The following is a 26,067-nucleotide window of genomic DNA, read 5'->3' on the forward strand; positions in this document are numbered from 1 at the left end:
TGTGCTGTTTCGCGAGAACGTCGCCGCGCGCTCCGCTCCGTTCCCTCCCCCCTTGTGGGCGAGGGCTAGGGAGAGGGGTGGCTCCGGGAGAGGTCTGAGTTCGTGGCTACCCCTCTCCCCAACCCTTCCCCACAAGGGGGGAGGGAGCCTGAAGAGCGTGCTCACCTCACCCATGACGCCTCACCCCTTCGCCATCGCGCGATAATCCAGGCGGCGGTGGAACCAGTATTGGTAGCCGCTGATGTTCTTCTGCATCGCGACGTTGACGAAGGGCTGGTACAGCGGGATGCGCGGGATGTCGGTGTAGGCGAGATCGACAAAGCCCTTCACGTCGGTGTCGTAGGTCGCCATGTCGCCGGTCGCAGCAGCAACGCGGGCGCCGTCGATCAACTTGTCCATCTCCGCCGACTTGTAGCTCATGGTGTTGAAGACGGAATTGTTGCCGTGATAGCACCAGTAGAAGAAGTATTCGGGGTAATCGAGCCAGCCCGAGAACACGTTGGTGAAGAGCGGCATCTCCTTCTTGTTCAATTCGGTGCGCCAGTTGGCGCCGGGCACCTTGTTGATGGTGGTTTTGATGCCGATCTGCGCAAGTGACTCCTGCACCAGCACGCAGAGCGGCTCGTTGACGCCGGCGAAATTCAGGTCGAACGAGATCGTGGTCTCGAAGCCGTTGGCGAGGCCGGCTTCCGCCATCAGCGCCTTCGCCTTCTCCATGTCGGTGTTGTATTTGTGCGGCTGCGGCCAGGCCACTTCGGTCGGCTTGTCCTTCGGCGCGCCGAACATCGGGTTCGCGAGCCCGAACATCACGGCATCCATGATCTTCTGATAGGGCAGCGCGTAGGCCACCGCCTGACGAACCTTTGGATTGTCGAACGGCGGCTTGGTGACGTTCATGCCGATATACTGGATGCCGTTGGAGAATGGCAGCGACACCACGTTGAGCTTGCCGCTGGCCTTCATCTCCTGGAAATCCTTGTTCGGGAGCTCGTAGGAGATGTCGGCGTCGCCGCGCTCCAGGAGCGCACGGCGGTTGCCGGCCTGCGGCACCATGCGCCAGATCACGCGCTTGATCTTCGGCAAGGGACCGCCGATCCAATCCTCGTTGCGCTCCATGATGACTTCGGTGCCGGCCGTCCACTTCGTCACCCTGTAGGCGCCGGAGCCCGCAGTCTGCTGCTTGGTGAATTCGAGGCCCCACGGATCCTTCTCGCTCGAATTCTTCTTCACCAGCTCAGAGTTGACGATGCAGGGCACGATGACCGCGAGATCGGGGATCGTCAGCCTGTCCTTCTTCAGGAAGTCGACGCGCACGGTATAGTCGTCGATCACGACGAACTGCTCAGGCTTGGTCAGCGAGCCCGCACTCATCTGGAAGGTCGGGAAGCCGCCGACGCTGACGGCGCGGTCGAGCGACCACTTCACGTCTTTCGCCGTGACCGGCGCGCCGTCATGGAATTTGGCGTTCTTCTTCAGCTTGAAGGTGACCGACATGTCGTCGATCTTGAACTCCTCGGCGAGCTCGCCCTTGAACTTGTCGCGGTCGTAATAGGGCACGCCGCCGGGGCCGACCTTCATCTCGTGGCTGATCAGGCGGTCGTAGCAATTCCAGGACACTTCATAGCCGGGCACGTTGGTGCCGACGCCGTGGATGTCGAGATTGTTCGGGCCGCCCTCCGAGACGATCAGCAGCGTCTCCGAGCGCACATCGGCATAGGCCGAGGAGATGACCTGGGGCATCGCCGGAAGCGCCGCGCCGGCGGCCAATCCGGACACGGACTTGAGGAAATCGCGACGCTTCATGAGACGGCTCCAACACGGAAGTTTCTGGTTGGAACAGGATTCGCAAGGTTCGTGCCAAGACTTAAGGAGAGCCGAAGACCGGAATAATTCTTTGATATTACTGATTAAACTCTATTCTAGGCTACGAGAACTAAGCGCCCCGGCCTTAAGAATTGCATACAAAGAAATGCATTTGCTCATTAATTAGACTGACTTTGGTCGCGGCCTATTTGCTATGCGGCGCCTGTCCACCCACCGTCGTCCCGGCGAAGGCCGGGATCCATACCGCGTGATCCATCGGTCAACGCAGGCTCGTGGTACCACGGGAGAACGAGTAACTGCTGGTCTTCGCCAAACTCCTCCCTGGGGGTATGGGTCCCGGCCTTCGCCGGGACGACAATGGAGATTGGCGCGAGCCATCACTCCGCCCAGATCAGATCCTGCAGCGCGACCAGATCGTCCGCCTTGTCCTGCCAGCCCTCGATGCAGATGTGGCTGTTGAGGTCGCTGGCAGAGTGCAGCAGCATCAACGCCATCAGGCGCCGCTTCAGCGCGAAATCGAGGTTTGGGTAGCCAAAACCTTCGAGCAGGCCGCGCACCCTCCCCGGCCGCCCCGCCGACATGAAGGCGCTCGGGCCGAGCAGATCGTAATCGCGCCAGCCCGCCCTGACGTCGCCGAAGTCGAACAGGCCGGCGAGCGACCAGTCGCCGTCGCGGCAGGCGAGCAAAAAATTCTCCGGAATGTATTCGCCGATCAGGATCACAGGCGGCGCGTCCATTGGAATCAGCATTGCCGCATCGCGCAGGAGATCGTCGAGGCCGGCGAGGAATTTTGGCGCAAGACCGAGACGCGTGTGCCGCGTCCTGCATCCCAGCATCTGCGTGCGCATGAATGCGTCCCAGCGCGGCTCGATTTGCGCGAGCGGGCCGAGCGGCGCGCGCTGCACGGCGGCGATGGTCTCGCCGATCTGGCGCAACACGCGCTCCTTCTGGGCTTCGGCGAGTTGAGGCCATACTTCCGAACCGAGCGTGCCGGCAAGGCGCGTGATGATCAGATAAGGCCAGCCGTCGCGCTCGCCTTCCGCGACGATCTCGGGGATCGGCAGATGCAGGCAGCCCCTGAGCTGCATCAGCGAGCCGCGTTCCGAGACGAATTGCGCGCGCAGCAGCGGCGGGAAGATTTTCAGGATCAGCTTCTCGCCGAGGCCCAGTACGAGATTGGTGCCGGTCGAAAACACATGTGGCGAGCCGATGTCGATGCCGTGGCTGCGCGCGATGTCGAGCGCAATCGGCAGCCATTGCGGCGGATCGGAGCGAAAGCTGCGAAAGGTTTTCGCGTCGGCGAACGCGGGTAGCGACGGAACGTTGATCATCCGCCCTGGCTCATCCGAATAAGCTTCGTGGATTCGGTGCAAGCCGAGCAGACGGTGCACCTCTCCCGCTTGCGGGAGAGGTCGTGCCGAAGGCGCGGGTGAGGGTTCTCTCCTCTAGGGGATTATCCCATTGCCGCGATACCCTCTCCCCAGCCCTCCCCCGCAAGCGGGGGAGGGGGCGCACCTCGCTCGCGGTTACAGCGCGATCTAATCGCAACATTCTACCGCTCCGGGCTGGCGCGCTCGAACTGGCGCAAGAGCTTGTTGCCGCGCTCGACCGCGGCATCGAGCGCGGCTTGCGCGCCCTTCTGGCCGGCAAAGGCCTGCTCCAGCTCCTCCTCGATCGTGCCGCGGATCAGGTTGAAGGAGCCGAGCCTTATGCCCTTCGAATTCTCTGTCGGCGGATGCAGCGTGATCTCCTCGAACGAGATCGCCGAACCCGGATTGCGCTCGTAAAAACCTTGCGCGCGCGTCAGCTCGAAGGCGGCACGGGTGATCGGCAGATAACCGGTGTTCTGGTGCCAGGCGGCCTGCACGCCGGGCTGCGACAGATAGGCGAAGAACCGCGCCACGCCCTTGTATTCCTCGCGCGGCCGGTCGCGCAGCACCCACAGCGTGGCGCCGCCGATGATGGAATTCTGCGGCGCGCCCTTCACGTCGGGCCAATACGGCATCATGCCGTAGCCGATCTCGAACTTCGAATTGGCCTTGATGTCGGCGCGCGTCGCCGAGGAGCCGAGGAAGATGCCGCATTCGCCGTTCTGGAAGCGCGGCTCGGCCGACTGGCCGCGGCCGCTATAGTCGAACAGTTTTGTCTTTTGCCACTCGGCGAGTTGGGCGACGTGCTTGACCACGACCGGATTGTTGATGGTCAGCTCGGCATCCAGGCCGGCAAAGCCATTGGCGCGGGTCGCGAGTGGCAGATTATGGAAAGCCGATAAATTCTCGACATGAATCCACGACGGCCACGACGTGGTGAAGCCGCAGACGGCACCGCGCTCGCGCAGCCGTTTTGCAGCGGCACCGAGCTCGGGCCAGGTCTTCGGCGGCTTCTCCGGATCGAGGCCGGCATCGCGGAACATGGTCTTGTTGTAATAGAGGATCGGCGTCGACGAGTTGAACGGGAACGACAACAGATTGCCGCTCGCATCGGTGTAATAGCCGGAGACCGCCGGAAGATAGTCGTTGAGCGAGAACGGCTCGCCCATGTCGCGCATCATACTGTAGACCGGATAGATCGCGCCCTTGGCCGCGGTCATGGTCGCCGTGGCGACCTCGTTGACCTGGACGATCGCGGGCTGGCTGCGCGAGCGGAAGGCGAAGATCGCGGCCGTCACCGTCTCGGTGTAGCTGCCCTTGTAGCTCGGCACGATGCGGTAGTCCGACTGCGAGGCGTTGAAGTCGGAGGTGAGCTTTTCGAGCTGCTTGCCGAGCTCACCCGACATAGCGTGCCACAGCGCGATGTCGGTTGTGGCGCGCGCCTCGCAGCTCCATGCGAGAGCCAGGGTGGCGGCGGCGACCTGCAAAAAGCGCGATGCTGAAGTCACGATGGCTCTTCCCGGATCAAGCGGCAAAAGGCGACCGCACCCTGCTTAAGGCGCGCGACCATCGGTTTCAACCGGGAATGAAGTCAGGCCGCGCCGCACAATCGGCCGGGGGCCCCGGCGGGATGGCCTTCCCTTGACCATCTGCTAGAGCCCCGTTCCGATCGGAACGGGGCTCTGGTTCTTAACTTAACGCGTTTTCTTAAGCGACCGGTATCCACTTCGCTTGAAAACGCTTTAGATTGCATTGAACCTTTTGCTCCCGCCATAGACTCCACCACTGAGGGGCTGAGTGTGCCAGTGTTGAGCCGTGCCGAACTCTCGCGGGCCGGGGTGATCTTCGTCGCGCTTCTATTCGCCATTTGCGCGACGAGCGCCGCTGCGCGCGAATTCCGCGCCGCCGACACCCAGACCGAGGATTACCCGACCGTGCAGGCGCTGCGCTACATGAGCGCCCTGATCGCGGAGCGCACCGGCGGACGCCACGAGATCAAGGTGTTTCACTCCCGCCAGCTCGGCGAGGAGAAGGAGACGATCGAGCAGACCCGCGCTGGCGCGATCGACCTCAACCGGACCAACGTGGCCCTGATCGGCAATTTCGTGCCGGCGATGAACGTGCTCGCGATGCCGTTCCTGTTCCGGTCCATCGAACACATGCAGAAGGTGTTGGACGGCCCGATCGGCAACGAGATCCTCGGCAGCTTCGAGCCCTACGGCTTCGTCGGGCTCGCCTTCTACGATTCCGGGGCACGTTCGATCTACAATGCGGTCCGCCCGGTGAAGAGCATCGCGGATCTCAGGGGATTGCGGATCCGGGTGCAGCAATCGGAGTTGATGAGCGAGATGATCCGCTCGCTCGGCGCCGAGCCGGTCGAGCTGCCCTATGGGCAGGTGCTCACGGGGCTCGCGACCCATCTGATCGACGGCGCGGAAAACAACTGGCCATCCTTCGTGACGACAGACCATTACAAATATGCCGGCCATTACACCCTCACCGAGCACACGATGAGCCCGGAGGTGCTGGTGATCTCGCTCAAGGCCTGGCGCAGCCTGTCGGCCGACGACCAGATCATCTTCAGGGAGGCCGCGGTGCGCTCCAGCCAGTTCATGCGCGAGAAGTGGCGCGACCTCGAGGAGCAGTCGCAGCTTAAAGCGCAGGCCGCCGGCATCACCGTGATCAAGGACATCGATCGCAAGCCGTTCGAGGACGCGATGGCCCCGATCTACGCCAAGGCGGCGCGAGATCCTGCCGCCGCCGCGCTGATCGAACGCATTCGCAAGGTGGAGTGAGCCGGGTTGGCTGCACTTGGACACAGCGAGCACGTAGACAAGCCGCCCGGCCCGATCGGGCGGCTGCGCGCGCGCCTCGTCGGTGTGCTGCGGGCGGTGCCGATCCGCTGGCGCATCCTGTCGATCGCGGCGCTGAACTCGGCCGTGGTGATCGTGCTGGTGGCGATGATCTGGAACGGCGCGCAGGTGCTGGCCTCGGCCTGGGACGACGTGCGCCAGGTGCGCGAATCCGACCGGATCCTGGCGCTGCTCGAAAGCGAGACCGGGCGGCTGCAGAACCTGATCCACCGCTACATCAACCAGCCGAGCCCGGACCTGTTCGCCGAAATACTGCTGCTGCGCGAGGCCGTGCTGGGCACGCTGACCGACCGCGCCGCCAAGGACCCGATGCTGTCGGGCTCGGTCGAGGAGCTGGAGCGCACCACCGACCGCTTCCTCAACGGCTTTGGCGAACTGCGCAGCGTGCAGGCGACCATCGCCAGGACCTATGAAGAGCAGGTGCAGGGCCCGGCCAAGGACATGGCGGGCCTGTACTCCATCATCGAGGGCGCCACCGGCCATCGCGACGCGCTGATCTGGCCCTCGCTCGGCAAGTCGCGCGAGGCCTTCACCGCGATGCTGGTCGCGGCCAATTCCTATTATCTGTCGCCGTCGCCGGGTGCCGCCGACGATGTGCGCCGCAACACCGAGACGATCGAGAAGACCATTCCGGTCATGATCGATCTCGCCGACAACGACCTCCAGCGCATGGCGCTGCAAAAGCTCGGCGCCCGCACCATGGCGCTGCGCGAGGGCTTTGCAAAACTCTCCGATCAGCTGACCAACCGCACCGAACTCTTGCGCAACACCATCGACGCCAGCCAGGCCGAGGCGATCGGCGCCATCGACGACCTCTCGACAAAAATGCGCCAGCGCGAGCAGAAGGCGCAGGAGACGTTTGACCGCACGCTGGCCAACATTTCTCGCCGTGTGCTCTCGATCGCGGTAATCTTCCTCGGCATCATCCTCACCGCCGGCGTGCTGATCGCGCTGTCGATCCGGCTGCCGCTGCAGCAGATCATGGCGGCGATGCGCGCGATCACGCTCGGCGATCTCGGCCGCGAGGTGCAGGGCACCAAGGCACGCGACGAGGTCGGCGCGATGGCGCGCGCGGTGGAGGTGTTCCGCGAGAACGCGATCGCGAAGCGCGAGACCGAGGACGAGCTGCGCGCGTCGAAGGAAAGGGCCGAGAGCGCGCTGCTCGAGCTCAACGCCGCGCAGCAAAACCTGATCGACGCCGAACGGCTCGCAGCGCTCGGCGGCCTCGTCGCCGGCGTCGCGCATGAGGTCAACAATCCCATCGGCATCAGCCTGACCGTTGCGTCGAGCTTTGCCCGGCGCAGCGAGATCTTCGAGGCCCAGCTCAAGGGCGACGGCGGCCTGCGCCGCTCGCAGCTGGAGGAATTCGTGCAGTCCTCACGCGACGCCTCGCAGCAGCTGGTCGCCAACCTCACCCGCGCCGGCGAGCTGATCCAGTCGTTCAAGCAGGTCGCGGTCGACCGCTCCCATGTCGAGCGGCGGCAATTCTCATTGAGCGAGGCCACCGACCAGATCATCGCCAGCCTGCGCCCGGTGCTGAAGCGCTCGCCGATCACGCTCCAGGTCGACGTGCCCGAGCGGCTGCTGCTCGATGGCTATCCCGGCTCCTACGGCCAGATCCTGACCAATCTGTTCCTCAACGCCGCCAACCACGCCTTCGCCGACGGCCGCGCCGGCACCATCACGATCTCGGCGCGGCCGCGCGGCACCGACGATATCGAGATCATCTTCGCCGATGACGGGGCCGGCATGACCCCGGACGTGCAGCGCCAGGCCTTTGACCCATTCTTTACCACCCGGCGCAATGAAGGTGGCACGGGACTCGGGCTTCACATCGTCTATAACCTCGTCACCCAGCAGCTCGGCGGGCGGATGATGCTGGAATCCAAGCTGGGACAAGGCACTACTTTTCGGATTATCATGCCGCGGATCGCCAAGGGCGGCGCGCAAAGCACAGAAAGTGACGGGACTTCGCAATGGCCGAACAGGACGATGTCCTCCACCTGATCGACGATACCGGTACCGCGTCGGAGGATATGGACGCCCGTAAATGGAAGATCGCCGTCATCGACGACGATCCGGCCGTGCATGACGGCACCCGCTTCGCGCTGTCCGATTACAGCCTGAACGGCCAGGGGCTGGAAATCCTCTCCGCCCATTCCGCGGCGGAAGGTCGCAAGCTGATGGCGGCGCACAACGACATCGCCGCCGTGCTGCTCGACGTCATCATGGAGACCGACGTCGCCGGCCTCGACCTGGTCGAATACATCCGCAATGAGCTCAAGAACGAGACCGTGCGAATCATCCTGCGCACCGGCCAGCCCGGCCAGGCGCCGGAGCGGCGCGTGATCGTGCAGTACGACATCAACGACTATAAGGCCAAGACCGAGCTCACCGCCGACAAGCTGTTCACCTCGCTGACCGCGGCGCTGCGCTCCTACCAGCAACTCGAGCGCATGGTGCAGACGCGGCGCGGGCTCGAGATCATCATCGATGCCGCCTCGACGCTGTACGACTTCAAATCGATGCAGCGGCTCGCCGAGGGTGTGCTGACCCAGCTCGCCTCGCTGCTCAATGTCGACTGCGCCGGTATACTGGTTCTGCGCGACAATGGCGGCGTCGATCCCGAGCTCTCGGTGCTCGCGGGCAGCGGCTGCTACAGCCGCTTCATCGGCACGACCTCGTCGAAGGCGCTCGACCCTGATCTGCGCCAGCTGGTGGAGGACGCTTTCCAGCGCCGCAAGAACGAATTCGCCGACCACCGCAGCGTGATCTATTTGCGCACCGGATCTGGCCGCGAGGTCGTGGTGCTGCTCCAATCCGAGCGCGATCTGTCGGAGACCGACCGCTCGCTGGTCGAGATCTTCTCCAGCCGGCTCTCGATCGCGTTCGACAACGTCATCCTCTACCAGCAGCTCCAGGACGCCAACACGCAGCTGGAAGACCGCGTCGCCCAGCGCACCCGCGCGCTGATGCAGGCCAACCGGCGGCTGTCGGCGCAGTGGCTGCGGCTGCAGCGCGCCAACGGCTTCAAGAACGAGATTCTGGGCACCGTCGCGCACGATCTGAAGAATCCGCTCGGCGTCATCCTTGGCCGCACCGAGATGCTGAAGGAGCTGATCTCGACCGGCGCCTCGTCGAACGGCGTGGTCGCCCAGGTCGATCACATCCGCGACGCCACCAAACGCCTGACCACGATGGTCGACCATCTGATCTCGGACGCGATGGCGGATGCCTTCGACATCACCATCCGCCGCGAGCCGGTCGACGTCGCAGCGCTGGTGAAGGAGGTCGCCGAGGCCAACCAGCCGCTCGCCGTCAACAAGCAGCAGGCCATCCACGTCACCGCACCGGCCAACATCGTCACCATGTGCGACACCGACCGCATCCGCGAGGCGATCGACAACCTCATCAGCAACGCCATCAAATATTCGCCGATCGCCGGCAAGATCACCGTTGCGGTCAGCCATGAGGGCCACGACACCATCATCCGCGTCAGCGACGAGGGTGCCGGCCTGTCGCCGGAGGATCTCGGCCGCCTGTTCGGCCGGTTCCAGCGGCTATCCGCAAAACCGACCGCCGGTGAGAGCTCGACGGGGCTTGGGCTATCGATCGTCAAGCGAATTATCGACATGCATGGCGGCGAGGTAACCGCCGAGAGCGACGGCCCGGGCAAGGGCTCGACCTTCACCATCACCCTGCCCGCAACCGAGATGCCATGATTTGAGCACCGAGATCTGCAAGATTCCGAAGTGACATGACACAAAGCCAGCACATCATGATCGTCGACGACGAGGCCCCGGCCCGCGAGATGGTCGGCGATTACCTCAAGATGCACGGCTTCACCGTGACGCTGTGCGACGGCGGCAAGTCCTTGCGCACTGCGATCGACGGCAGCATGCCCGACCTCGTCGTGCTCGACCTCAACATGCCCGAGGAAGACGGTCTCTCGATCATCCGCGACCTCAAGAGCCGCATCAACGTTCCTGTCATCATGCTCACGGCGACCGCGAGCCCGATCGACCGCGTCGTCGGCCTCGAGCTCGGCGCCGACGATTACGTCGCAAAGCCCTGCGAGTTGCGCGAGCTGATGGCCCGCATCCGCTCGGTGCTGCGGCGGAGCGCGCCGGTGAAGGCCGCTAGCGCTGACGCGGCGCCTAAGAAATCCGACAAGGACCAGCTGGTGCGCTTCGGCACCAAATGGCTCGATCTCGAAGCCCAGGCTCTGCGTGACGACGAAGGCAACGAGTATCCGCTGACCGCGTCCGAGTTCGGGCTGCTCAAAGTGTTCGCGGCCAATCCGAAGCGCGTGCTGTCGCGGGAGCGCCTGCTGGAGCTGGCCAATGCGCGCGACGCCGAAGCCTTCGACCGCGCTGTCGACCTCCGCATCATGCGCATCCGCCGCAAGATCGAGCCCGATCCCACAAAGCCCGCCGTGATCCGTACCATTCGCGGCGGCGGCTATCTGTTCTCGCCCGCGGGCGAGAAGGCGTAGGACCGGCGGCCCCTCCCTGTCGTCCTGGCTTTCGCCAGGACGACAGGGACACCGAACGCAAGCCCCCAAAATTCGTTCCTCCCAGTCCAATTTCGCAATACCGTATTCTCCAACCATTGAAATTCCACGATTTTTTGTCCCGAATGTTCCGTCACGATTTGCCCGAAGAAACAATTTTGCGGCGCACGAAACCATTTTCCGCTTTTCGTGCAGACGTCCCGAAACGTTGGCTCATTAACACTTTGGTCCAAGGAAACGCCGCTCGGTTGCGGCGCTACGGGGAGCTAAGTCAATGCCGAACGTCATCGCCATCAACGCCCAGGCCAGTCAGAGCATCATTGCCGCTCAGGCGACTTCGGACGACATGCTTTTGGAAAGCATTGCCGACGGCAATCGGACGTCCATGCACATCCTCTATTGCCGTCATAATGTGCGGGTCTACCGCTTCATCCTGCGCATCGTGCGTGACGCCACCACCGCGGAAGACCTTGTCAGCCAGGTGTTCCTTGATGTCTGGCGGACCGCCGGCCAGTTCCAGGGCCGCTCGCAGGTCTCGACCTGGCTCCTGTCGATCGCCCGCTTCAAGGCGCTGACCGCGATGCGCCAGCGCCGGTTCGAGGATATCGACCAGGAAGACGTGCGCCAGATCCCGGACGGTCGCGACACGCCGGAGACCTCGCTCGACCGCAGCGACACCAGCGCCATCCTGCGCGCCTGCGTGCAAAAACTGTCACCCGCGCATCGCGAGATCATCACCCTGGTCTACTACCATGAGAAGTCGGTGGAGGAGGTCGGGCAGATCATCGGCATCCCCCAGAGCACGGTGAAGACCCGGATGTTCTACGCCCGCAAGCAGCTCGCCGATCTGCTTAAGGGTTGTGGCGTCGATCGTTTCGCCGCGTAAAGCCAAGGATTTCAATGAGATAGGGCCGGATTTCCGACCCGATCCCGGGACACGAAAGCGTTACCGCCGACGAAACAAATGAAACAAACCACAACATCGAGCGGAAAAACTTCGTCCATATAAAGGTTGCATGCGGTTTCGTTAACCTCCCAAGACCTCCAACGACCCGGACGGGATGCCCCCCTCCGGGTCGTTTTGTATTTGGGGAGGGCGAAGCTGCGGGTCCCTGCCCGCCCCCCTGTCACGAGCGCGTGACACCGCGTAACGACCGGCGCCTCCCTCCCGAACTGCCCTCGTGACCTCCATCACGAGTGCCCCATGCTCGAACTTCTCTTTGCTGTCCTCGCCGGCATCCTCACCATCGCAGCACCTTGCACGCTGCCGATGTTGCCGATCCTGCTCGGTGCCTCGATAGGGCGCTCTTCGCATTTGCGTCCCGCGATGATCGCGCTCGGCTTCGTCATCTCCTTCTCTGCGGTCGCGCTGCTACTCGGCGCGCTGACGCGGCTGTTCGATTTCGATCCGAATGCGCTGCGCGAGGCGGCGGCGATCCTGCTGCTCGGCTTTGGCCTGTTGATGCTGTGGCCGGCGCCGTTCGAATGGCTGTCGATCCGCCTCAACGGCTGGCTCAATCTGGGCGCTGCCGGCGGAGCACAGCGCGATGGCGCGCTTGGCGGTCTCGTGCTCGGCACCACGCTGGGCCTGGTCTGGACGCCCTGTGCCGGACCCGTGCTCGGCTCGATCCTGACGCTGGTCGCGACCTCGAAGAACCTGGCCTGGGCCGGCACACTGCTGATTGCTTACGCGATCGGTGCTGCGATCCCGATGCTGGCGATCGCCTATGGCGGACAGGCCGCGACCACGCGGGTGCGAAGCCTCGCCCGCATCTCGCCGCGCCTGCAGCAGGGCTTTGGCGTGGTCGTGATCGCCTTCGCGCTCGCCGCCTACTTCCAATACGACACGCTGATCGTGGCGTGGCTCACCGGCTTCTACCCCACCGGCCAGATCGGCCTGTGATCGCTTCACATCTCAACGGAGGACGCTTCCATGACTTTCAAACTGCTCACTGTGGCCGCCGCATTGATCGGCTTCGCCGTCACCGGTGCCGTCATCCCCGGCATCTGCGACGAGGCCACGCCCGCGGCGCCGGTCAAGGTCGCAGCCGCGAGCCAAGCAGCGACCGCGCCGGACTTCGCCGGCATCAGCAACTGGTTCAACTCGAAGCCGCTCAACATCGCCGATTTGCGCGGCAAGGTCGTGCTGGTCGACTTCTGGACCTATGGCTGCGTCAACTGCGTCAACACGCTGCCGCACGTCACCGACCTCTATGCCAAGTACAGGGATAAGGGCCTCGTCGTGGTCGGCGTGCACACGCCGGAATTCCCGTTCGAGCGCTCGGCGTCCAACGTGCAGGCCGCGCTGAAGCGTCACGGCATCACCTATCCGGTGGCACAGGACAATGATTCCAAGACCTGGAACGCCTACCGCAACCAATATTGGCCGGCGCAATACATCATCGACCAGACCGGCAAGATCGTGTTCCAGCACGAAGGCGAAGGCCGCTATGACGAGATCGACCGCACCGTGGCCAAGCTGCTGAACGCCAATAGCTGATGTCGTACAGGTTAGACAAAGAGTCCTATAGGATGGGAGGACGGTATGGGCCATCATGCCTAAGCTGGGCGCGATGGCGTAGCTAAGCAGCGCGATCGGCGCCCCATAGCCACAACTCGTCGCGTTGTGACTGGAGCGCCAATGCTATCGAACCTTGATCCGGTCGTGCTTGCACGCGCGCAGTTTGCTTTCACGATGTCGTTCCACATCGTGTTTCCGGCGTTCTCGATCGGGCTTGCCAGCTATCTTGCCGTGCTGGAAGCCACATGGATGTGGACCGGCCGGCAAGTCTTTCTCAACCTCTTCCATTATTGGCTGAAAATCTTCGCGATCGCATTCGGCATGGGCGTGGTGTCGGGCATCGTGATGTCCTACCAGTTCGGAACCAACTGGTCGGCCTTTGCCGACAAGACAGGACCGGTCATCGGTCCCCTTATGGCTTACGAGGTGCTGACCGCCTTCTTCCTCGAAGCTGGGTTCCTCGGCGTGATGCTGTTCGGTCTTGATCGCGTCGGCCCGAGGCTGCACTTCGTCGCGACGTTGATGGTTGCGATCGGCACGCTGATCTCGGCGTTCTGGATCCTCTCAGCCAATTCGTGGATGCAAACCCCGGCCGGCTACGCCGTCAACTCCGATGGCCAGTTCGTGGTCGCCGACTGGCTCAAGGTCATCTTCAATCCGTCCTTTCCCTACCGGCTCTTGCATATGGTGCTCGCCGCCTATCTGACCACGTCACTCGTGGTCGGCGCTGTCGGCGCGTATCATCTGTTGCGGAATCCGCATCTTGCCGGCCCCCGGGTGATGTTCTCGATGGCGATGTGGATGGCGGCACTGGTCGCGCCGGTCCAGATCCTGGCTGGCGACCAGCACGGCCTCAACACGCTGGCGTATCAGCCGGCCAAGGTCATGGCGATGGAAGGGCATTACCAGAGCCACAGCGACGGCGCGCCGCTCGTCCTGTTCGGCCTGCCCGATCAGGACGCCGGAAGGGTCAAATACGCAATCGAGATACCGAAGCTGTCCTCTCTGATCCTGAAGCACTCGCTCGATGCGCCACTGCCGGGACTCGACACTGTGCCCCGCGAAAACTGGCCGCCGGTACCGATCACATTCTGGTCGTTCCGCGTCATGGTCGCGCTGGGCTTCCTGATCTTCGGGCTGGGGCTTTTCAGCCTGTGGGCCCGCTGGCGCGGCACCCTGTTCGACTCGCGGCCACTGCACATCTTCGCGCTCACGATGGGACCGGCGGGGTTCATCGCGGTGCTCGCGGGCTGGATCACCACCGAGACCGGCCGGCAGCCTTTCACGGTCTATGGCCTGCTGCGAACGGTGAACGCAGCCTCGCCGCTGGCCGCGCCGGCGGTGGGGTCGTCATTGCTGGCCTTCATCCTCGTCTATTTCATCGTGTTCGCGGCGGGCGTCGTCTACATCCTGCGCTTGATGGGATCATCGCCACATCATGGAGAGCAGGGGCCAAGCGGCGACATGCCGACGCGTGCGGCCGGCATCACTCCGGCCTCGGGCGTTGCCGGACAGGGATCGCTGTCATGATCGCCGCCATCGACCTCGCCACAGTCTGGGCGTTCGTCATCGCGTTCGCGGTGTTCGTCTATGTCGTGATGGACGGCTTCGATCTGGGCCTCGGCATCCTGTTTCCCCTGTTTCCCGCCAAGGCCGACCGCGACGTCATGATGAACAGCGTAGCGCCGGTCTGGGATGGCAACGAGACCTGGCTCGTACTGGGCGGCGGCGGCCTGATGGCCGCCTTTCCGCTCGCCTACGCGGTGCTGATGCCGGCGCTCTACACACCCATGATCGCGATGTTGATCGGACTGGTCTTCCGCGGCGTCGCCTTCGAATTTCGCTGGCGTACCACCGCGGCGCGAAACCGCTGGGACATTGCCTTTGCCGGAGGATCATTGCTGGCGACGCTGGCACAGGGCGTCGCACTGGGCGCCATCCTGCAAGGCGTGCATGTCGAGGCACGACAATACGCCGGCGGGTGGTGGGACTGGCTGACGCCGTTCAGCCTGCTGACGGGAATTGCCCTGACGATCGGCTACTCCCTGCTGGGCGCTACCTGGCTCGTTCTGAAGACCGAGGGCGACCTGCGCGACAAGGCCTACCAGCTGAGTTGGTATCTGCTGTTCGCGATGCTTGCGGCAATCGCAACGGTCAGCATCGCCACGCCGTTTCTCAGCATCCAATATGCGCAGCGCTGGTTCACCTGGCCGAACATCATCCTGGTCACGCCGGTTCCGATCGCTGTCGCGGCCGTGACCGCGCTCCTGATGCGAAGCCTCGCGCAGAAGCAGGACTCCAGGCCGTTTGTCCTGTCGCTGGTTTTGTTCGCGCTGTCCTATGCCGGGCTCGGCATCAGCATGTATCCCTATATCGTCCCGCAGAGCATCACGATCTGGCAGGCGGCTGCGCCGCAAAACAGCCAGCTATTCATGCTCGTCGGCGTGGCCGGACTGGTGCCCCTCATTCTCGGCTATACTGGTTGGGCCTATTGGGTCTTCCGCGGCAAGGTCCGGGCCGCGAGCGGGTACCATTAATGCCGCGCGCAGCAGAGCCGAGACCGCTGGGGCAGCGACTGATGTGGTTCGCCGTTCTCTGGCTCGGCGGGGTGAGCGCTGTCACCGCGATTTCGTTCGGACTGAGACTGTGGCTTGCGCCGACATGATCGGCCGGGCCGCCGAAAGGGATCGTGCCACGGCGGCGGAGGCCGGTTCGCGACGAGATCGACCGCACGGTGGCGCGGCTGCCGAACGCCAGCAACTGATGCCGCATGCCGCGGCTTGCGTTGCTGCTTGACTCCACGGACCCGTCCGTGGAGTTTCGCGAGCCTCGAAATCAGCCGCCGCAATGGACGACGCGACCACCAGCAACGACATCCGCCTTCGCGAAGGCTCCTCGATCGCGCAGCGGCTGGTCGTGGCCGGCTCTGCGGCGGCCGTTGCGCTCTGTTTCACGCCGGGCCTGTTCACGCACGATGCGCTGGAGGTGATCGTCTCGGTGGTCGCGCTGCTGGCGGGCGCGGCGTTTGTCGGCGTCATCATGCTGACCCCGGCCGTAGTGTGGATCATCACGCCGGACGAAATCCTGATCGGACGGCAACGTCCGTTCGGGAAGCTCCAGACCAGGATCGTCATGAAATACGACATCACGGGGCTTCAGGTTCTCGGCAGCAAGACCGCAAAAGCCCGCTTCCAGCTGGCCTTCACGCTTGCCTCGGGCGAGCGCCTGACCTCCCCGCCCCTCGCCGACGTCACTCATGTGCGTGACACCGTGGCGCGCATCGCCGCGCAATTCGACGTCCCTGATGTCGAGGCACCCGTCAATCCGCTCGACGCCAGCAATCCCGAGATGCGTCTTGGCGAGCCCGTCGAGCCGTTTTCGCAGAGGGACATCCGGATCGCGGCCCTGATTGCCGTCGCGCTGAGTGTCGCACCCTATGCCTACAGGCTCTGGCGCGGTTTGCCGCCCAATTTGATCGACTTCATGCTGCTGCCGCTTGGCGTAATCGCCGCCTTCGCGGTTTTCAGATTCGCCAATCTCGTGACCGGCGCCTTCTGGATCATCCGCGAGGGCGATATCCGCGTCGAGCGCCTGTGGGGCAACGGCCAGCCGCGCGCGGACCATATCGAAGGGCACGAGGTGAAAGCGATCACGGTCGAGCGCCGCGGCCGGTCCGAGGACGAGCACTGCATCGTCGTGATCCGGTTGCAGTCGGGACGACGGTTTCGCAGCCCCCGCATCGGCTCGCGTAACGAGGCGCGCGCCGTGGGCGCCGAGATCGTCCGGCGGCTCGGGATCGGGCCGGAGAGCGACCAGATCTGAACGGAACGGTTTTCGGTTGGATCGATTGCGCGGCGGCGGATGAGGGTTCTCTCCACGTCGGGAGTGTCCCGACGCAGAGACACGCTCTCCCCCGACCCAGATCACACGGTCGTAGATCGATTACTGCTCCTTCTTGAACAAATCCTGGAAGATGAGCTGACCCCAGATGCGGCCGCGTGCGTGCACCAGCGCGCCACCCTCGTTGAGCTTCCCCAACTTGACGGGTGCGAACCCAAGTTGTTTGGCCAAGGCCGCCACGGGACCGGTCGCGTCCTCGTCGTCGCTCGACAGAAAGACGACCCGGTGGCCGCCCTCGACGATCGGATTGGCAGCCAGAGTGGCTGCAATCAGGTGATTGAACCCTTTCACGAGCTTGGCGCCGGTGAACGCCTTCGCGACAAAGGCGGAGGACGGGAGACCGTCCAGCTCCTCAGGGGGAACTAACGCGTTCATCGCGTCGATGACCGTCTTGCCTCTCCAACTCGGCAGGGCCTTCGCAACCTCACGATGCTCCCCGAACGGGACCGCCAGGATGATTATGTCGGCCTCGAGTGCTTCCCGCAGCGACCTGGCGACGACCGTGGGTCCAATCGTCCGAGCCTGCGGCGCCAACGCCTCGGGCGACCGGCGGCTCGCGACGGTCACATCTATGTTTTTACGGGCAAAGGCGTGGGCGAGGGCCTGGCCTATCTTACCGAATCCTATAATCGCGTAGCTCATAATGCTTCTCCGATCCGTGTTGGTGTTGATTCCCAGCCTTCAACGGCGCTGGGTTATCCGTTTCACTGTGTGGCGATCTTCGCGAGAGCTTTGGACCGCCACACCAACGCGTCATCGCTTCGAATTCCTGAATTGACGCGTAGACGTCCTGCCGTGAACGACTTCCGCGCGGCCGGACGGTCAGCCACTTCCCGTGATCAGGCGCGATTTCAGATGGCCGAGAAGCCGCCGTCGACAGACAGCTCCACCCCATTCACGAAGCTGGAATCGTCAGAAGCAAGAAACACCGCGACCGCCGCAATTTCCTCAGGACGACCCATCTTTCCCCGCGGGATCAGGGATTCGAACATCCGCTTCGCCTCCTCGGTGAGAACTTGGTCCTGCATCGGTGTGGCGATCGGCCCCGGGCTCAGCACGTTCACCCGGATATTCCTGCCCTTCAGTTCGTTGAGCCAAGTGCGTGCGAATGAGCGCAACGCCGCCTTGCTCGCCGAATACACGCCGTAACCAGGAAAACCTTTCACCGAAGCAACTGACCCGGTCATGAAGATCGATCCGCCATCGTTGAACAGCGGCAACGCCTTCTGAACCGCAAACAGCGTGCCGCGCGTATTCAGGCCGAAGGTCGCATCGAAATGCTGCTCGGTAATCTCGCCCAGTGGGACGGCTTCGCCCGTGCCGGCGCTCGCATACAAAACGTCGATCTTGCCCTTTTCCCGCTTGACCGTGTCGAACAGACGGTCGAGGTCGTCGAGATTGGTCGCGTCGCCGCGCACGCCGGTCACGTTCCGGCCAATCAGCTCGACGGCCTCGTCGAGCGCCTCCTGCCTCCGGCCCGTGATGAAAACATAGGCGCCTTCTTCAACGAACCGCTTGGCGCTCGCCAGCGCCATGCCGCTCGATCCACCCGTGATGACTGCAACCTTACCGTCCAACTTTCCCATAACTTCCCCTTTCAGGCTCCGCCTTTGATCGCTCGGGGAGGCCCCCGAGAACCTGGAGATGGGTCTACCGGCGTCAGGCGTTGAGTGCGGAAGCGCGCACATCGGTGGTGCGAAATCGATCCGGCTGGATGACTGATCTCAGCCGCGATGATCGGTGTCGCCGTTCGGAAAGGGGCAGCAATCATCGACATAGGCACAATGCCCCCATATTACTGTTCGATGTACTCGATACGGACCTTGAAAGGCGCACCCCGGCGGTGCCGGATTGCACCATGATCGACTGGGATGACATTCGCTACTTTCTCACTGTGGCGCGTGGAGGCTCGGTGCGGGCTGCCGCCGAGCGCCTCGGTGTGAACCACTCGACCGTGCTGCGACGCATCGCCCAGCTCGAGGAACGCCTCGGGGTGCACATGTTCGAAAAGCTGCCTTCGGGCTACCGCCTGACGGCTGCGGGCGAGGAGGTCCTCGAGTTCGCGGACCAGATGGAAGCGTCGTCGCACCTGCTGGAGACGCGCGTCTTCGGGCGCGACCAGAGCGTGCGCGGGCTTCTGCGGGTGACGCTGGCACCGCCCCTCGCGACACACCTGCTCATGCCGGACTTCGCCGATTTCGCGCGCCTGCATCCGGACATCGAGATGGACATCTTGTCGTCCGGCGAGCTGGCAAATCTGACCAACCGACAGGCCGACGTCGCGATCCGCGTCGTCTACGACCGCAAAACCCTGCCGCTCAATCTTCACGGCCTGAAGGGACCGGAGCTGTTCGGAGGCGTCTACATGTCCCGCGATCGACTAGCCGCGTGGCGTGCGGGCGCGCCTGATCCCATCCGCTGGATCGTCATAAGCATTCATGGAATTCCGGATTGGGCCAGCGAGGGTGAGGTTCGCACCACTGGGGTTCCATTCAGGACCACGGACGCCGGGACGCAGATCGCTGCTGTACGGCAAGGGCTCGGGATCACCACGCTGCCGTGCTTCGTAGGAGATGCCGACCCCCAACTGGTAAGGGTGCCTGGCACCGAGTTGCACATGTACGGAACGCTCTGGCTTCTCACACAGGGGGAGTCTCGCAAGACGAAGCGCGTGCGGCTCTTCACTGAGTTCGTATCCAGCAGGCTCGCCGCATACGCTCCGCTTCTCGCGGGCCTGTCCATATCGCGCGACTGACACCCGCCCGCAGGGAGTGGCCCGACATCGCCGCACAATCTGTGCTTTTCGCGCCATACCCCGTTCATGGCATTGCCCAGCCCCGTCAAAAAACCAAAGCATTGTCGTGACATACCAGCCGGGCGCGCCTTTAACTTGCCACGAAGCTGCCCCTGAGTTCAGATGGTTCCTGACGATTTGCGCTGTGGCAGCGGGGAGAGCTTGAAATGACGGATTTTCGACGCCTGACCGGGGCGTTTGTGGCTGCGATCGGCCTGATCCTGTCCGCGCCCCAGGCCTTCGCGCAGCAGCCCGATCGCGGCGACGAGCCGGGCCTCGTCGCCGACGACAGCTACGAGCTCGATCCGGAATGGCAGAAGCAGGTCGTCTACTACCGCACGACCGAAGCGCCGGGCACCATCATCATCTCGACCACCGAGCGTCACCTCTACCTGGTGCAGCCCGGCGGGCGCGCAATCCGCTACGGCATCGGCGTCGGCCGCGACGGCTTCCAGTGGCAGGGGCTGGTGAACATCACCAACAAGAAGGAGTGGCCGGACTGGACGCCGCCGTCGGAGATGATCCAGCGCCAGCCCTATCTGCCGCGCTTCATGGCCGGCGGTCCCGGCAATCCGCTCGGCGCCCGCGCCATGTATCTCGGCACCACGGTCTACCGCATCCACGGCACCAACCGTCCCGATACGATCGGCACCAAGGTATCCTCGGGCTGCTTCCGTCTCGTCAACAATGACGTCGCCGATCTCTACGATCGCGTCCCGGTTGGCACCAAGGTGGTCATCCGGCAGAAGCCTGAACTTTAAATATCCAGCCCTCGTCCAGATTCCTTTTCCCGATTTTTCGAGAGAGCAACATGATGCGCACATTTCGAGGCGGCCTGCTGATCGGACTCGCGGTCGCCGTGCTGGTCGGCGCTTTGGCCGTCATTTACGAATTCTACGACACCCGCACGCTGAAGCGCACGGTGCGCCGCGGCGAAGTGCTGTGTGGCGTCAACAAGGGCCTGCCGGGCTTCTCGATCCCCGACGACAAGGGTAACTGGACCGGCTTCGACGTCGATTTCTGCCGCGCAGTCGCGGCCGCGATCTTCGACGATCCGAGCAAGGCCAGGTTCGTGCCGCTCGACGCCAGCGAGCGCTTCAAGGAATTGCAGAGCCGCAAGGTCGACATCCTCTCGCGCAACTCGACCTGGAGCATGTCGCGTGAGCTTGACTACGATCTCTACTTCCCTGCCGTCGCCTATTATGACGGCGAAGGCTTCATGGTGCCGCGCTCCCGCAACAAGGAGACGTCGCTGGACCTCGCCGATAGCAAGGTTTGCGTGCAGGCCGGCACCACCACGCTGCTCAACCTCGCCGACTACTTCCGCGCCAACAACATGAAGTATGAGCTTGTGAAGTTCGACAAGCTGGAAGACGTGGTGAAGGCCTACGACACCGGCAAGTGCGACACGCTGACCGCCGACGTCTCCCAGCTCTATGCGCTGCGGCTGAACATGTCCAAGCCCGGCGACCACATGATCCTGCCCGACATGATCTCCAAGGAGCCGCTCGCGCCCGTCGTGCGCCAGCGCGACGACGACTGGATGATGATCGTGAAGTGGACGCTCTACGCGATGATCAACGCGGAAGAGCTGGGCGTCACCTCGGAGAACATCGACGAGGCCCTGAAGTCGAAGAAGCCGGAAGTGATGCGGCTGGTCGGCACCGAGGGCAGTTACGGCGAGCAACTCGGCCTGACCAAGGACTGGGCCGTGCGCATCATCCGCCGCGTCGGCAATTACGGCGAGATGTACGAGCGCAATATCGGCGAGAAGTCGCAGCTGAAGATCCCGCGCGGCATGAACCAGCTGTGGAACGTGGGTGGCGTACAATACGCGCCGCCGATGCGGTAGAACCGTCTCTCAGTCGTCATTGCGAGCGAAGCGAAGCAAGCCAGAGTCGCTCTGCGGAAGCAGTCTGGATTGCTTCGTCGCAAGTGCTCCTCGCAATGACGAGCTTGGGGCAGGTGCTCTCCATTTACTCAACTGTCATCGCCCGGCTTGACCGGGCGATCCCAGTATTCCAGAGACGTCAGAAATCTACGGAGAGGCCGCGGCGTACTGGGTCGCCCGGTCAAGCCGGACGACGACACCGAGAATGAGGCGCGAGCCTCGCCCTCACGCGCCCCGCCTCAATACCCCCGCGCTCTCGCCAGCTGCTCGGTGTGGTAGTTCGCATCGCCGAACAGTTCCTCGCACACGCGTGCGCGCTTCATGAAGAAGCCGATGTCAAACTGGTCGGTCATGCCCATGCCGCCATGCATCTGCACGCCTTCCTGCACCGCGCGGGTGGCGGTGGTGCCGGCGCGGGCCTTGGCGACCGCGACGGCCGAGGCGGCCTTGGCGACATCCGCATCCAGCGCCTGGAGCGCCTTCATCATGGCGGCGCGGGTGATCTCGATGTCGACATAGAGCTCGGCGGCGCGGTGCTGCAGCGCCTGGAATTCGCCGATCAGCTTGCCGAATTGTTTTCTGTTCTTGAGATACTCGACGGTGCGGTTGAAGACCTCGTCGCTCAGGCCCACCATTTCGGCGGCGACCGCGCCGCGGCCGATGTCGAGCACGCCGTCGAGCAGAGCGGCACCCTGGTCGACCTCGCCGAGCACGCTGTCGGCATTGACCTCGACATTGGAAAGCTCGATCCGCGCCGCGTTATGCGCGTCGACCATGATGGTGCGCTCGATCGCAACGCCCTTGGCCTTGGGATTGACCAGAAACAACGTCAAGCCGTCGCGCTCGCCGGCAGAGCCCGCGGTGCGCGCGGCGACGATGAAGAGATCGGCGACATGGCCGTCAACCACCAGCGCCTTGGCGCCGGAGAGCTTGAAACCGTTGCCGGCGCGCACGGCCTGAAGGCTGGTCTGAAGCGGGCGATGCTTTGTGCCTTCGTCGATCGCGAGCGTCGCAAGCAACGAGCCGTTGGAAATCTTCGGCAAATATTCCGACTTCTGCGCGGCATTGCCGCCGCGGTTCAACGCCGAGGCTGCCACCACGCTGGTGGCGAGGAACGGCGACGGCATCAAGGTGCGGCCGATCTCTTCCATCACGACACCGGCTTCCATGAAACCGAGGCCGCTGCCGCCGAACTCTTCCGGCACCAGCAGGCCGGCAAAGCCCATCTCGGCGAAGGAGTGCCACAGCTCCTTGGAGAAGCCGGTGGGGTCCTTGCTATCGCGCAAAGATCGCAGGTGCGACACCGGCGCCTTGTCGCTGATCAGCCCGCGCGCGCTATCGCGGAGCATCGATTGTTCTTCGGTGAGGACGAGGGCCATGACGGGCTCCAACAAAAGTTCTGTTCGACTGGATTCAGTGGTGACCCTCATGGTGAGGAGGCGCGTGGCGCCATCTCGAACCACGAGGCCATCCTTCGAGACGCGGCCTTACGGCCGCTCCTCAGGATGAGGACTTCTCTTCTAAGCCCCCGGCAGATCGAGGATGCGCTTGGCGACGATGCCGAGCATCACCTCGGTGGTGCCGCCCTCGATCGAGTTAGCCTTGGTGCGGAGCCAGGCGCGCGGGCGGGCCCCTTGCCGCGAGCGCTCGCTTTCCCATTCCAGCGCGTCGACGCCGCCGGCCGACATCAGGATCTCGTAGCGGCGCTTGTTGAGCTCGGTGCCGTAATATTTCATCGCCGACGAGAACGCAGGATGCGCCTGGCCGGCCTTGGCGAGATCGACCGCACGCTCGGCGCAGGCCGCCAGCGCGGCCTCATCGACGTCGAAGCTCGCGATCCGGCCGCGCAGCATCGAATCATCGAGCCGCCCCTGCGCATCGGAGCCAACCGAGTCGGCCGCGATCTGGCCGAGCGGACGGCCGACGCCGCGCTCGCCCATGCCGGAGATCATCGCGCGCTCGTGCTGGAGCAGATACTTTGCGACGTCCCAGCCGCGATTGACGGTGCCGACCACATGCGATTTCGGCACGCGGACGCCGTCAAAGAAGGTTTCGCAGAACGGCGAATAGCCAGAGATCAGCAGGATCGGCTTGGTGGTAACGCCCTTCGACGTCATGTCGAACAGGATGAAGCTGATGCCGTCGTGCTTCTTCGCGCTCGCGTCGGTGCGCACCAGGCAGAAGATCCAGTCGGCGTAGTTCGCGTAGGAGGTCCAGATCTTCGAACCGGTGATGATGAAATCGTCGCCGTCGCTCTCGGCGCGGGTCTGGAGCGAAGCGAGATCGGAGCCGGCGTTCGGCTCGGAATAGCCCTGGCACCAGCGGGTCAGGCCTGCTGCGATTTTCGGCAAATGCTCTTTTTTCTGCGCTTCATTACCGTATTTGAGCAGCGCCGGCCCGAGCATCCAGATGCCGAAGCTCGACAGCGGCGGACGCGCGCCCAACTTCGCCATCTCGGACCGTAGCACCTTGTGCTCGGCAGCGCTGAGGCCGCCGCCGCCATATTCCTTCGGCCAGTCCGGCACAGTCCAGCCCTTGTCGCGCATGCGCTCGAACCAGATGCGCTGCGGCTCGGATGAGAATTTTGCGTTGCGTCCGCCCCAGAACACATCGGTGTCAGCGGTCGCAGGCTTGCGCATCTCTGGCGGGCAATTGGCTTCCAGCCAGGCGCGCGTTTCACTACGGAATGTTTCGAGATCGTCCGTCTCAGTTTCGCTCATGGTCGTTTCCACCAATCCAAAAGACTTGTTGCCGATGACTCTGGGCCATCGCACTGCGGAATTCAACCACTTCCGTGTCGCGTCATCCGCTATAGTCGTGACCGCGATGGTGCTTGAAAACAAAGAGGAAACGAGAATGCGCCTGAAACTTCTTTCGCCTGGCGAAATGAACGAGAGCCAGCGGCAGACCTATGACGAGTCGATTGCCGGCAAACGCGGCAAGCCGCCGGCGCCGATGATGGCCTGGCTCAACAGCCCCGACATGGCCCGTCACGCCACGCGGCTCGGCGAAGTGCTGCGCTACGACACGATCTTCCCCGCCAAGCTGTCGGAGATCGCGATCCTGGTGACGGCGCGGCACTGGACCGCGCATTACGAATGGTATGCGCATAAGCGCCTCGCGCTTGCGGGCGGCATGGATCCCAAAATCATCGACGCGATCCGCGACCGCCGCACGCCTGAGTTCGACGATCCCAAGGGCAAGATGATTTACGACGTCGCGAAATCGCTGCATGAGGGCCACGGCGTCGAGAAGGATCTCTACGACGAGGCGGTGAACGTACTCAGCGAGCGCGGCGTCGTCGAGGTGATCGGGCTGTGCGGCTATTACACGATGGTGTCGATGACGCTAAATACGTTCGAGTTCGAGCTGCCGGAAGGAGAAGTGCCGGAGCTGTCGTAGTTTCGCATACGGAAACGCTGGGTTTCGGGATCAGCCAGTAGCGCTGTCCCGATGCCCTGCTTAAGTGGGGTCCAATAACGGAGCAACACCATGTCGCAACCCCCAGCCATCGCCGCCGGCACCAGGATCGGCCACGTCCACCTCAAGGTCGCCGATCTCGATCGCGCGCTCGGCTTCTATTGCGGCGTGCTCGGCTTCGAGCTGATGCAGCGCATGGGCTCGGGCGCGGCCTTCATCTCCGCCGGCGGTTATCATCACCACATCGGGCTCAACACCTGGGAGAGCAAGGGCGGCTCGCCGCCGCCGCCGGGCACCACCGGGCTGTTCCACACCGCGATCCTCTATCCGACGCGACCTGCGCTGGCAGATGCGCTGCACCGGGTGCTCTCGGCCGGCAGTGCGCTGGATGGCGCGAGCGACCATGGCGTCAGCGAGGCGCTGTATCTGCGCGATCCGGATCAGAACGGCGTGGAGCTTTATTGGGACAAGCCGCGGGAGCAATGGCCGTTCGGGCCGGATGGGAAGCTTGCGATGTTCACGAAGCGGCTGGATGTGGAAGGGTTGCTGCAGCAGCGGGAGGCGTGATGCCGTAGGGTGGGTTAGCCGAAGGCGTAACCCACCATGCCTCAGCGAATGCGGAACGAAGTTGGTAGATTACGCCAGCGGACTGCGCTTCGCGCAGCCGCGGGCTAATCTTACTGAGTCATTCGGTCGCGGCCGCGGTGGGCGGAGAATCAAATATTTGAGGAGATTCAATATTTGGCATGCGGAGGGCCAGATGGATCTCAATCAGGGTGAAAGCAGCGGGGCACGGTTTGCGGCCTATGTAGCTGGGCTTGGAAGTGTGATCGGTCAGGCAGTGCGGATGAGGCCGCTGCGTGACTATTGCACCGGCTTGATATTGCCGGGCGAACGTAAGAGCGTCGAGCCGATGGCTGCGCGGACGGCTCCGGCGCGGACGGCAGCCCAGCACCAATCA

Annotated in this window: 23 protein-coding genes; 16 read left to right on the forward strand and 7 right to left on the reverse strand. The window is 63.6% G+C overall.

The genetic code is table 11. The features are described 5' to 3' along the window. Window positions 1-180: 180 nt before the first annotated feature. The 3 genes from YUA_RS0125225 to ugpB all read right to left on the reverse strand — a co-directional run bounded on the left by YUA_RS0125225 (window position 181) and on the right by ugpB (window position 4,681). Entirely contained in the window at window positions 181-1,803 is a 1,623-nt protein-coding gene (locus tag YUA_RS0125225; RefSeq protein WP_027533188.1) for an ABC transporter substrate-binding protein, read from the reverse strand. Between the two features lie 398 nt (window positions 1,804-2,201). Continuing rightward, window positions 2,202-3,155 carry a phosphotransferase gene (locus tag YUA_RS0125230; RefSeq protein ID WP_027533189.1) on the reverse strand — a complete coding sequence of 318 codons (954 nt, stop codon included), beginning with the start codon at window positions 3,153-3,155 and terminating at the stop codon, window positions 2,202-2,204. A gap of 221 nt (window positions 3,156-3,376) precedes the next feature. Further along, the gene (gene ugpB, locus YUA_RS0125235; RefSeq protein WP_198029504.1) at window positions 3,377-4,681 is read right to left on the reverse strand and encodes a sn-glycerol-3-phosphate ABC transporter substrate-binding protein UgpB; all 1,305 of its coding nucleotides are present in this window, start codon (window positions 4,679-4,681) and stop codon (window positions 3,377-3,379) included. A 312-nt stretch (window positions 4,682-4,993) separates the two neighbouring features. Between ugpB and YUA_RS0125240 the strand changes: the two genes are divergently transcribed. The 10 genes from YUA_RS0125240 (at window position 4,994) to YUA_RS0125285 (ending at window position 16,923) form a co-directional block, all read left to right on the forward strand. Continuing rightward, entirely contained in the window at window positions 4,994-5,989 is a 996-nt protein-coding gene (locus tag YUA_RS0125240; RefSeq protein WP_027533191.1) for a TRAP transporter substrate-binding protein, read from the forward strand. Window positions 5,990-5,995: 6 nt separating this feature from the next. Next, the gene (locus tag YUA_RS0125245) at window positions 5,996-8,074 is read left to right on the forward strand and encodes a sensor histidine kinase (protein WP_027533192.1); all 2,079 of its coding nucleotides are present in this window, start codon (window positions 5,996-5,998) and stop codon (window positions 8,072-8,074) included. After that, window positions 8,044-9,789, forward strand: a complete 1,746-nt coding sequence (locus tag YUA_RS0125250) for a DUF3369 domain-containing protein (RefSeq protein ID WP_027533193.1) — start codon at window positions 8,044-8,046, stop codon at window positions 9,787-9,789. Before YUA_RS0125245 ends, YUA_RS0125250 begins: the two co-directional genes overlap by 31 nt. A 35-nt stretch (window positions 9,790-9,824) precedes the next feature. After that, window positions 9,825-10,562 carry a response regulator gene (locus YUA_RS0125255; RefSeq protein WP_027533194.1) on the forward strand — a complete coding sequence of 246 codons (738 nt, stop codon included), beginning with the start codon at window positions 9,825-9,827 and terminating at the stop codon, window positions 10,560-10,562. Window positions 10,563-10,854: 292 nt separating this feature from the next. Then, on the forward strand, window positions 10,855-11,466 hold the full coding sequence (locus YUA_RS0125260; RefSeq protein ID WP_027533195.1) for a sigma-70 family RNA polymerase sigma factor: 612 nt from the start codon (window positions 10,855-10,857) through the stop codon (window positions 11,464-11,466). Window positions 11,467-11,784: 318 nt separating this feature from the next. Continuing rightward, the gene (locus YUA_RS0125265; protein ID WP_027533196.1) at window positions 11,785-12,483 is read left to right on the forward strand and encodes a cytochrome c biogenesis CcdA family protein; all 699 of its coding nucleotides are present in this window, start codon (window positions 11,785-11,787) and stop codon (window positions 12,481-12,483) included. A gap of 30 nt (window positions 12,484-12,513) precedes the next feature. Next, the gene (locus tag YUA_RS0125270) at window positions 12,514-13,080 is read left to right on the forward strand and encodes a thioredoxin family protein (protein ID WP_027533197.1); all 567 of its coding nucleotides are present in this window, start codon (window positions 12,514-12,516) and stop codon (window positions 13,078-13,080) included. A 141-nt stretch (window positions 13,081-13,221) separates the two neighbouring features. Beyond that, a complete protein-coding gene (locus YUA_RS0125275; protein WP_027533198.1) occupies window positions 13,222-14,631 on the forward strand; it encodes a cytochrome ubiquinol oxidase subunit I in 1,410 nt (469 codons plus the stop codon). Beyond that, window positions 14,628-15,638 carry a cytochrome d ubiquinol oxidase subunit II gene (gene cydB, locus YUA_RS0125280; protein ID WP_027533199.1) on the forward strand — a complete coding sequence of 337 codons (1,011 nt, stop codon included), beginning with the start codon at window positions 14,628-14,630 and terminating at the stop codon, window positions 15,636-15,638. The genes YUA_RS0125275 and cydB overlap by 4 nt, the downstream gene beginning before the upstream one ends. A 310-nt stretch (window positions 15,639-15,948) precedes the next feature. Beyond that, complete coding sequence (locus tag YUA_RS0125285; protein WP_027533200.1) at window positions 15,949-16,923, forward strand: hypothetical protein; 975 nt, start codon at window positions 15,949-15,951, stop codon at window positions 16,921-16,923. A gap of 120 nt (window positions 16,924-17,043) precedes the next feature. On the opposite strand, the gene YUA_RS0125290 is transcribed toward YUA_RS0125285, so the two are convergent. Next, window positions 17,044-17,643 (reverse strand): NADPH-dependent F420 reductase, encoded by a 600-nt coding sequence (locus YUA_RS0125290; RefSeq protein ID WP_027533201.1) that lies wholly within the window; start codon window positions 17,641-17,643, stop codon window positions 17,044-17,046. A gap of 209 nt (window positions 17,644-17,852) precedes the next feature. Further along, entirely contained in the window at window positions 17,853-18,587 is a 735-nt protein-coding gene (locus YUA_RS0125295; protein ID WP_027533202.1) for an SDR family NAD(P)-dependent oxidoreductase, read from the reverse strand. Window positions 18,588-18,859: 272 nt separating this feature from the next. Here YUA_RS0125295 and YUA_RS0125300 point away from each other — a divergent pair, with 272 nt between their 5' ends. The 3 genes from YUA_RS0125300 (at window position 18,860) to YUA_RS0125310 (ending at window position 21,647) form a co-directional block, all read left to right on the forward strand. Beyond that, window positions 18,860-19,756 carry a LysR family transcriptional regulator gene (locus YUA_RS0125300; RefSeq protein ID WP_027533203.1) on the forward strand — a complete coding sequence of 299 codons (897 nt, stop codon included), beginning with the start codon at window positions 18,860-18,862 and terminating at the stop codon, window positions 19,754-19,756. A 206-nt stretch (window positions 19,757-19,962) separates the two neighbouring features. After that, window positions 19,963-20,556 carry a L,D-transpeptidase gene (locus YUA_RS0125305; protein WP_027533204.1) on the forward strand — a complete coding sequence of 198 codons (594 nt, stop codon included), beginning with the start codon at window positions 19,963-19,965 and terminating at the stop codon, window positions 20,554-20,556. A 53-nt stretch (window positions 20,557-20,609) separates the two neighbouring features. Beyond that, complete coding sequence (locus YUA_RS0125310; RefSeq protein ID WP_027533205.1) at window positions 20,610-21,647, forward strand: amino acid ABC transporter substrate-binding protein; 1,038 nt, start codon at window positions 20,610-20,612, stop codon at window positions 21,645-21,647. Window positions 21,648-21,925: 278 nt separating this feature from the next. On the opposite strand, the gene YUA_RS0125315 is transcribed toward YUA_RS0125310, so the two are convergent. Together YUA_RS0125315 and YUA_RS0125320 are read right to left on the reverse strand one after the other, a co-directional pair. Continuing rightward, the gene (locus YUA_RS0125315) at window positions 21,926-23,065 is read right to left on the reverse strand and encodes an acyl-CoA dehydrogenase family protein (RefSeq protein ID WP_027533206.1); all 1,140 of its coding nucleotides are present in this window, start codon (window positions 23,063-23,065) and stop codon (window positions 21,926-21,928) included. 141 nt (window positions 23,066-23,206) lie between these two features. Continuing rightward, window positions 23,207-24,406 (reverse strand): acyl-CoA dehydrogenase family protein, encoded by a 1,200-nt coding sequence (locus YUA_RS0125320; protein ID WP_027533207.1) that lies wholly within the window; start codon window positions 24,404-24,406, stop codon window positions 23,207-23,209. Between the two features lie 136 nt (window positions 24,407-24,542). Between YUA_RS0125320 and YUA_RS0125325 the strand changes: the two genes are divergently transcribed. The 3 genes from YUA_RS0125325 to YUA_RS51485 all read left to right on the forward strand — a co-directional run. Further along, window positions 24,543-25,088, forward strand: a complete 546-nt coding sequence (locus tag YUA_RS0125325; RefSeq protein WP_027533208.1) for a carboxymuconolactone decarboxylase family protein — start codon at window positions 24,543-24,545, stop codon at window positions 25,086-25,088. A 90-nt stretch (window positions 25,089-25,178) separates the two neighbouring features. Next, window positions 25,179-25,673, forward strand: coding sequence for a VOC family protein (locus YUA_RS0125330; protein ID WP_027533209.1), 495 nt, complete (start codon window positions 25,179-25,181; stop codon window positions 25,671-25,673). Window positions 25,674-25,866: 193 nt separating this feature from the next. After that, the coding region (locus tag YUA_RS51485; RefSeq protein WP_210164570.1) for a transposase at window positions 25,867-26,067 on the forward strand (201 nt) is incomplete at its 3' end.

The organism is Bradyrhizobium sp. WSM3983 (assembly GCF_000473045.1).
Classification (GTDB): Bacteria; Pseudomonadota; Alphaproteobacteria; order Rhizobiales; family Xanthobacteraceae; genus Bradyrhizobium.

Coding starts and splice junctions, on each gene's coding strand:
- YUA_RS0125225 (WP_027533188.1), bottom strand. CDS start 1,803: ATGAAGCGTCGCGATTTCCTCAAGTCCGTGTCCGGATTGGCCGCCGGC.
- YUA_RS0125315 (WP_027533206.1), bottom strand. CDS start 23,065: ATGGCCCTCGTCCTCACCGAAGAACAATCGATGCTCCGCGATAGCGCG.
- YUA_RS0125255 (WP_027533194.1), top strand. CDS start 9,825: ATGACACAAAGCCAGCACATCATGATCGTCGACGACGAGGCCCCGGCC.
- YUA_RS0125265 (WP_027533196.1), top strand. CDS start 11,785: ATGCTCGAACTTCTCTTTGCTGTCCTCGCCGGCATCCTCACCATCGCA.
- YUA_RS0125305 (WP_027533204.1), top strand. CDS start 19,963: ATGACGGATTTTCGACGCCTGACCGGGGCGTTTGTGGCTGCGATCGGC.
- YUA_RS0125295 (WP_027533202.1), bottom strand. CDS start 18,587: ATGGGAAAGTTGGACGGTAAGGTTGCAGTCATCACGGGTGGATCGAGC.
- YUA_RS0125290 (WP_027533201.1), bottom strand. CDS start 17,643: ATGAGCTACGCGATTATAGGATTCGGTAAGATAGGCCAGGCCCTCGCC.
- YUA_RS0125330 (WP_027533209.1), top strand. CDS start 25,179: ATGTCGCAACCCCCAGCCATCGCCGCCGGCACCAGGATCGGCCACGTC.
- YUA_RS0125320 (WP_027533207.1), bottom strand. CDS start 24,406: ATGAGCGAAACTGAGACGGACGATCTCGAAACATTCCGTAGTGAAACG.
- YUA_RS0125285 (WP_027533200.1), top strand. CDS start 15,949: ATGGACGACGCGACCACCAGCAACGACATCCGCCTTCGCGAAGGCTCC.
- YUA_RS0125310 (WP_027533205.1), top strand. CDS start 20,610: ATGCGCACATTTCGAGGCGGCCTGCTGATCGGACTCGCGGTCGCCGTG.
- YUA_RS0125300 (WP_027533203.1), top strand. CDS start 18,860: ATGATCGACTGGGATGACATTCGCTACTTTCTCACTGTGGCGCGTGGA.
- cydB (WP_027533199.1), top strand. CDS start 14,628: ATGATCGCCGCCATCGACCTCGCCACAGTCTGGGCGTTCGTCATCGCG.
- YUA_RS0125230 (WP_027533189.1), bottom strand. CDS start 3,155: ATGATCAACGTTCCGTCGCTACCCGCGTTCGCCGACGCGAAAACCTTT.
- YUA_RS0125270 (WP_027533197.1), top strand. CDS start 12,514: ATGACTTTCAAACTGCTCACTGTGGCCGCCGCATTGATCGGCTTCGCC.
- YUA_RS0125275 (WP_027533198.1), top strand. CDS start 13,222: ATGCTATCGAACCTTGATCCGGTCGTGCTTGCACGCGCGCAGTTTGCT.
- YUA_RS0125260 (WP_027533195.1), top strand. CDS start 10,855: ATGCCGAACGTCATCGCCATCAACGCCCAGGCCAGTCAGAGCATCATT.
- YUA_RS0125325 (WP_027533208.1), top strand. CDS start 24,543: ATGCGCCTGAAACTTCTTTCGCCTGGCGAAATGAACGAGAGCCAGCGG.
- YUA_RS0125250 (WP_027533193.1), top strand. CDS start 8,044: ATGGCCGAACAGGACGATGTCCTCCACCTGATCGACGATACCGGTACC.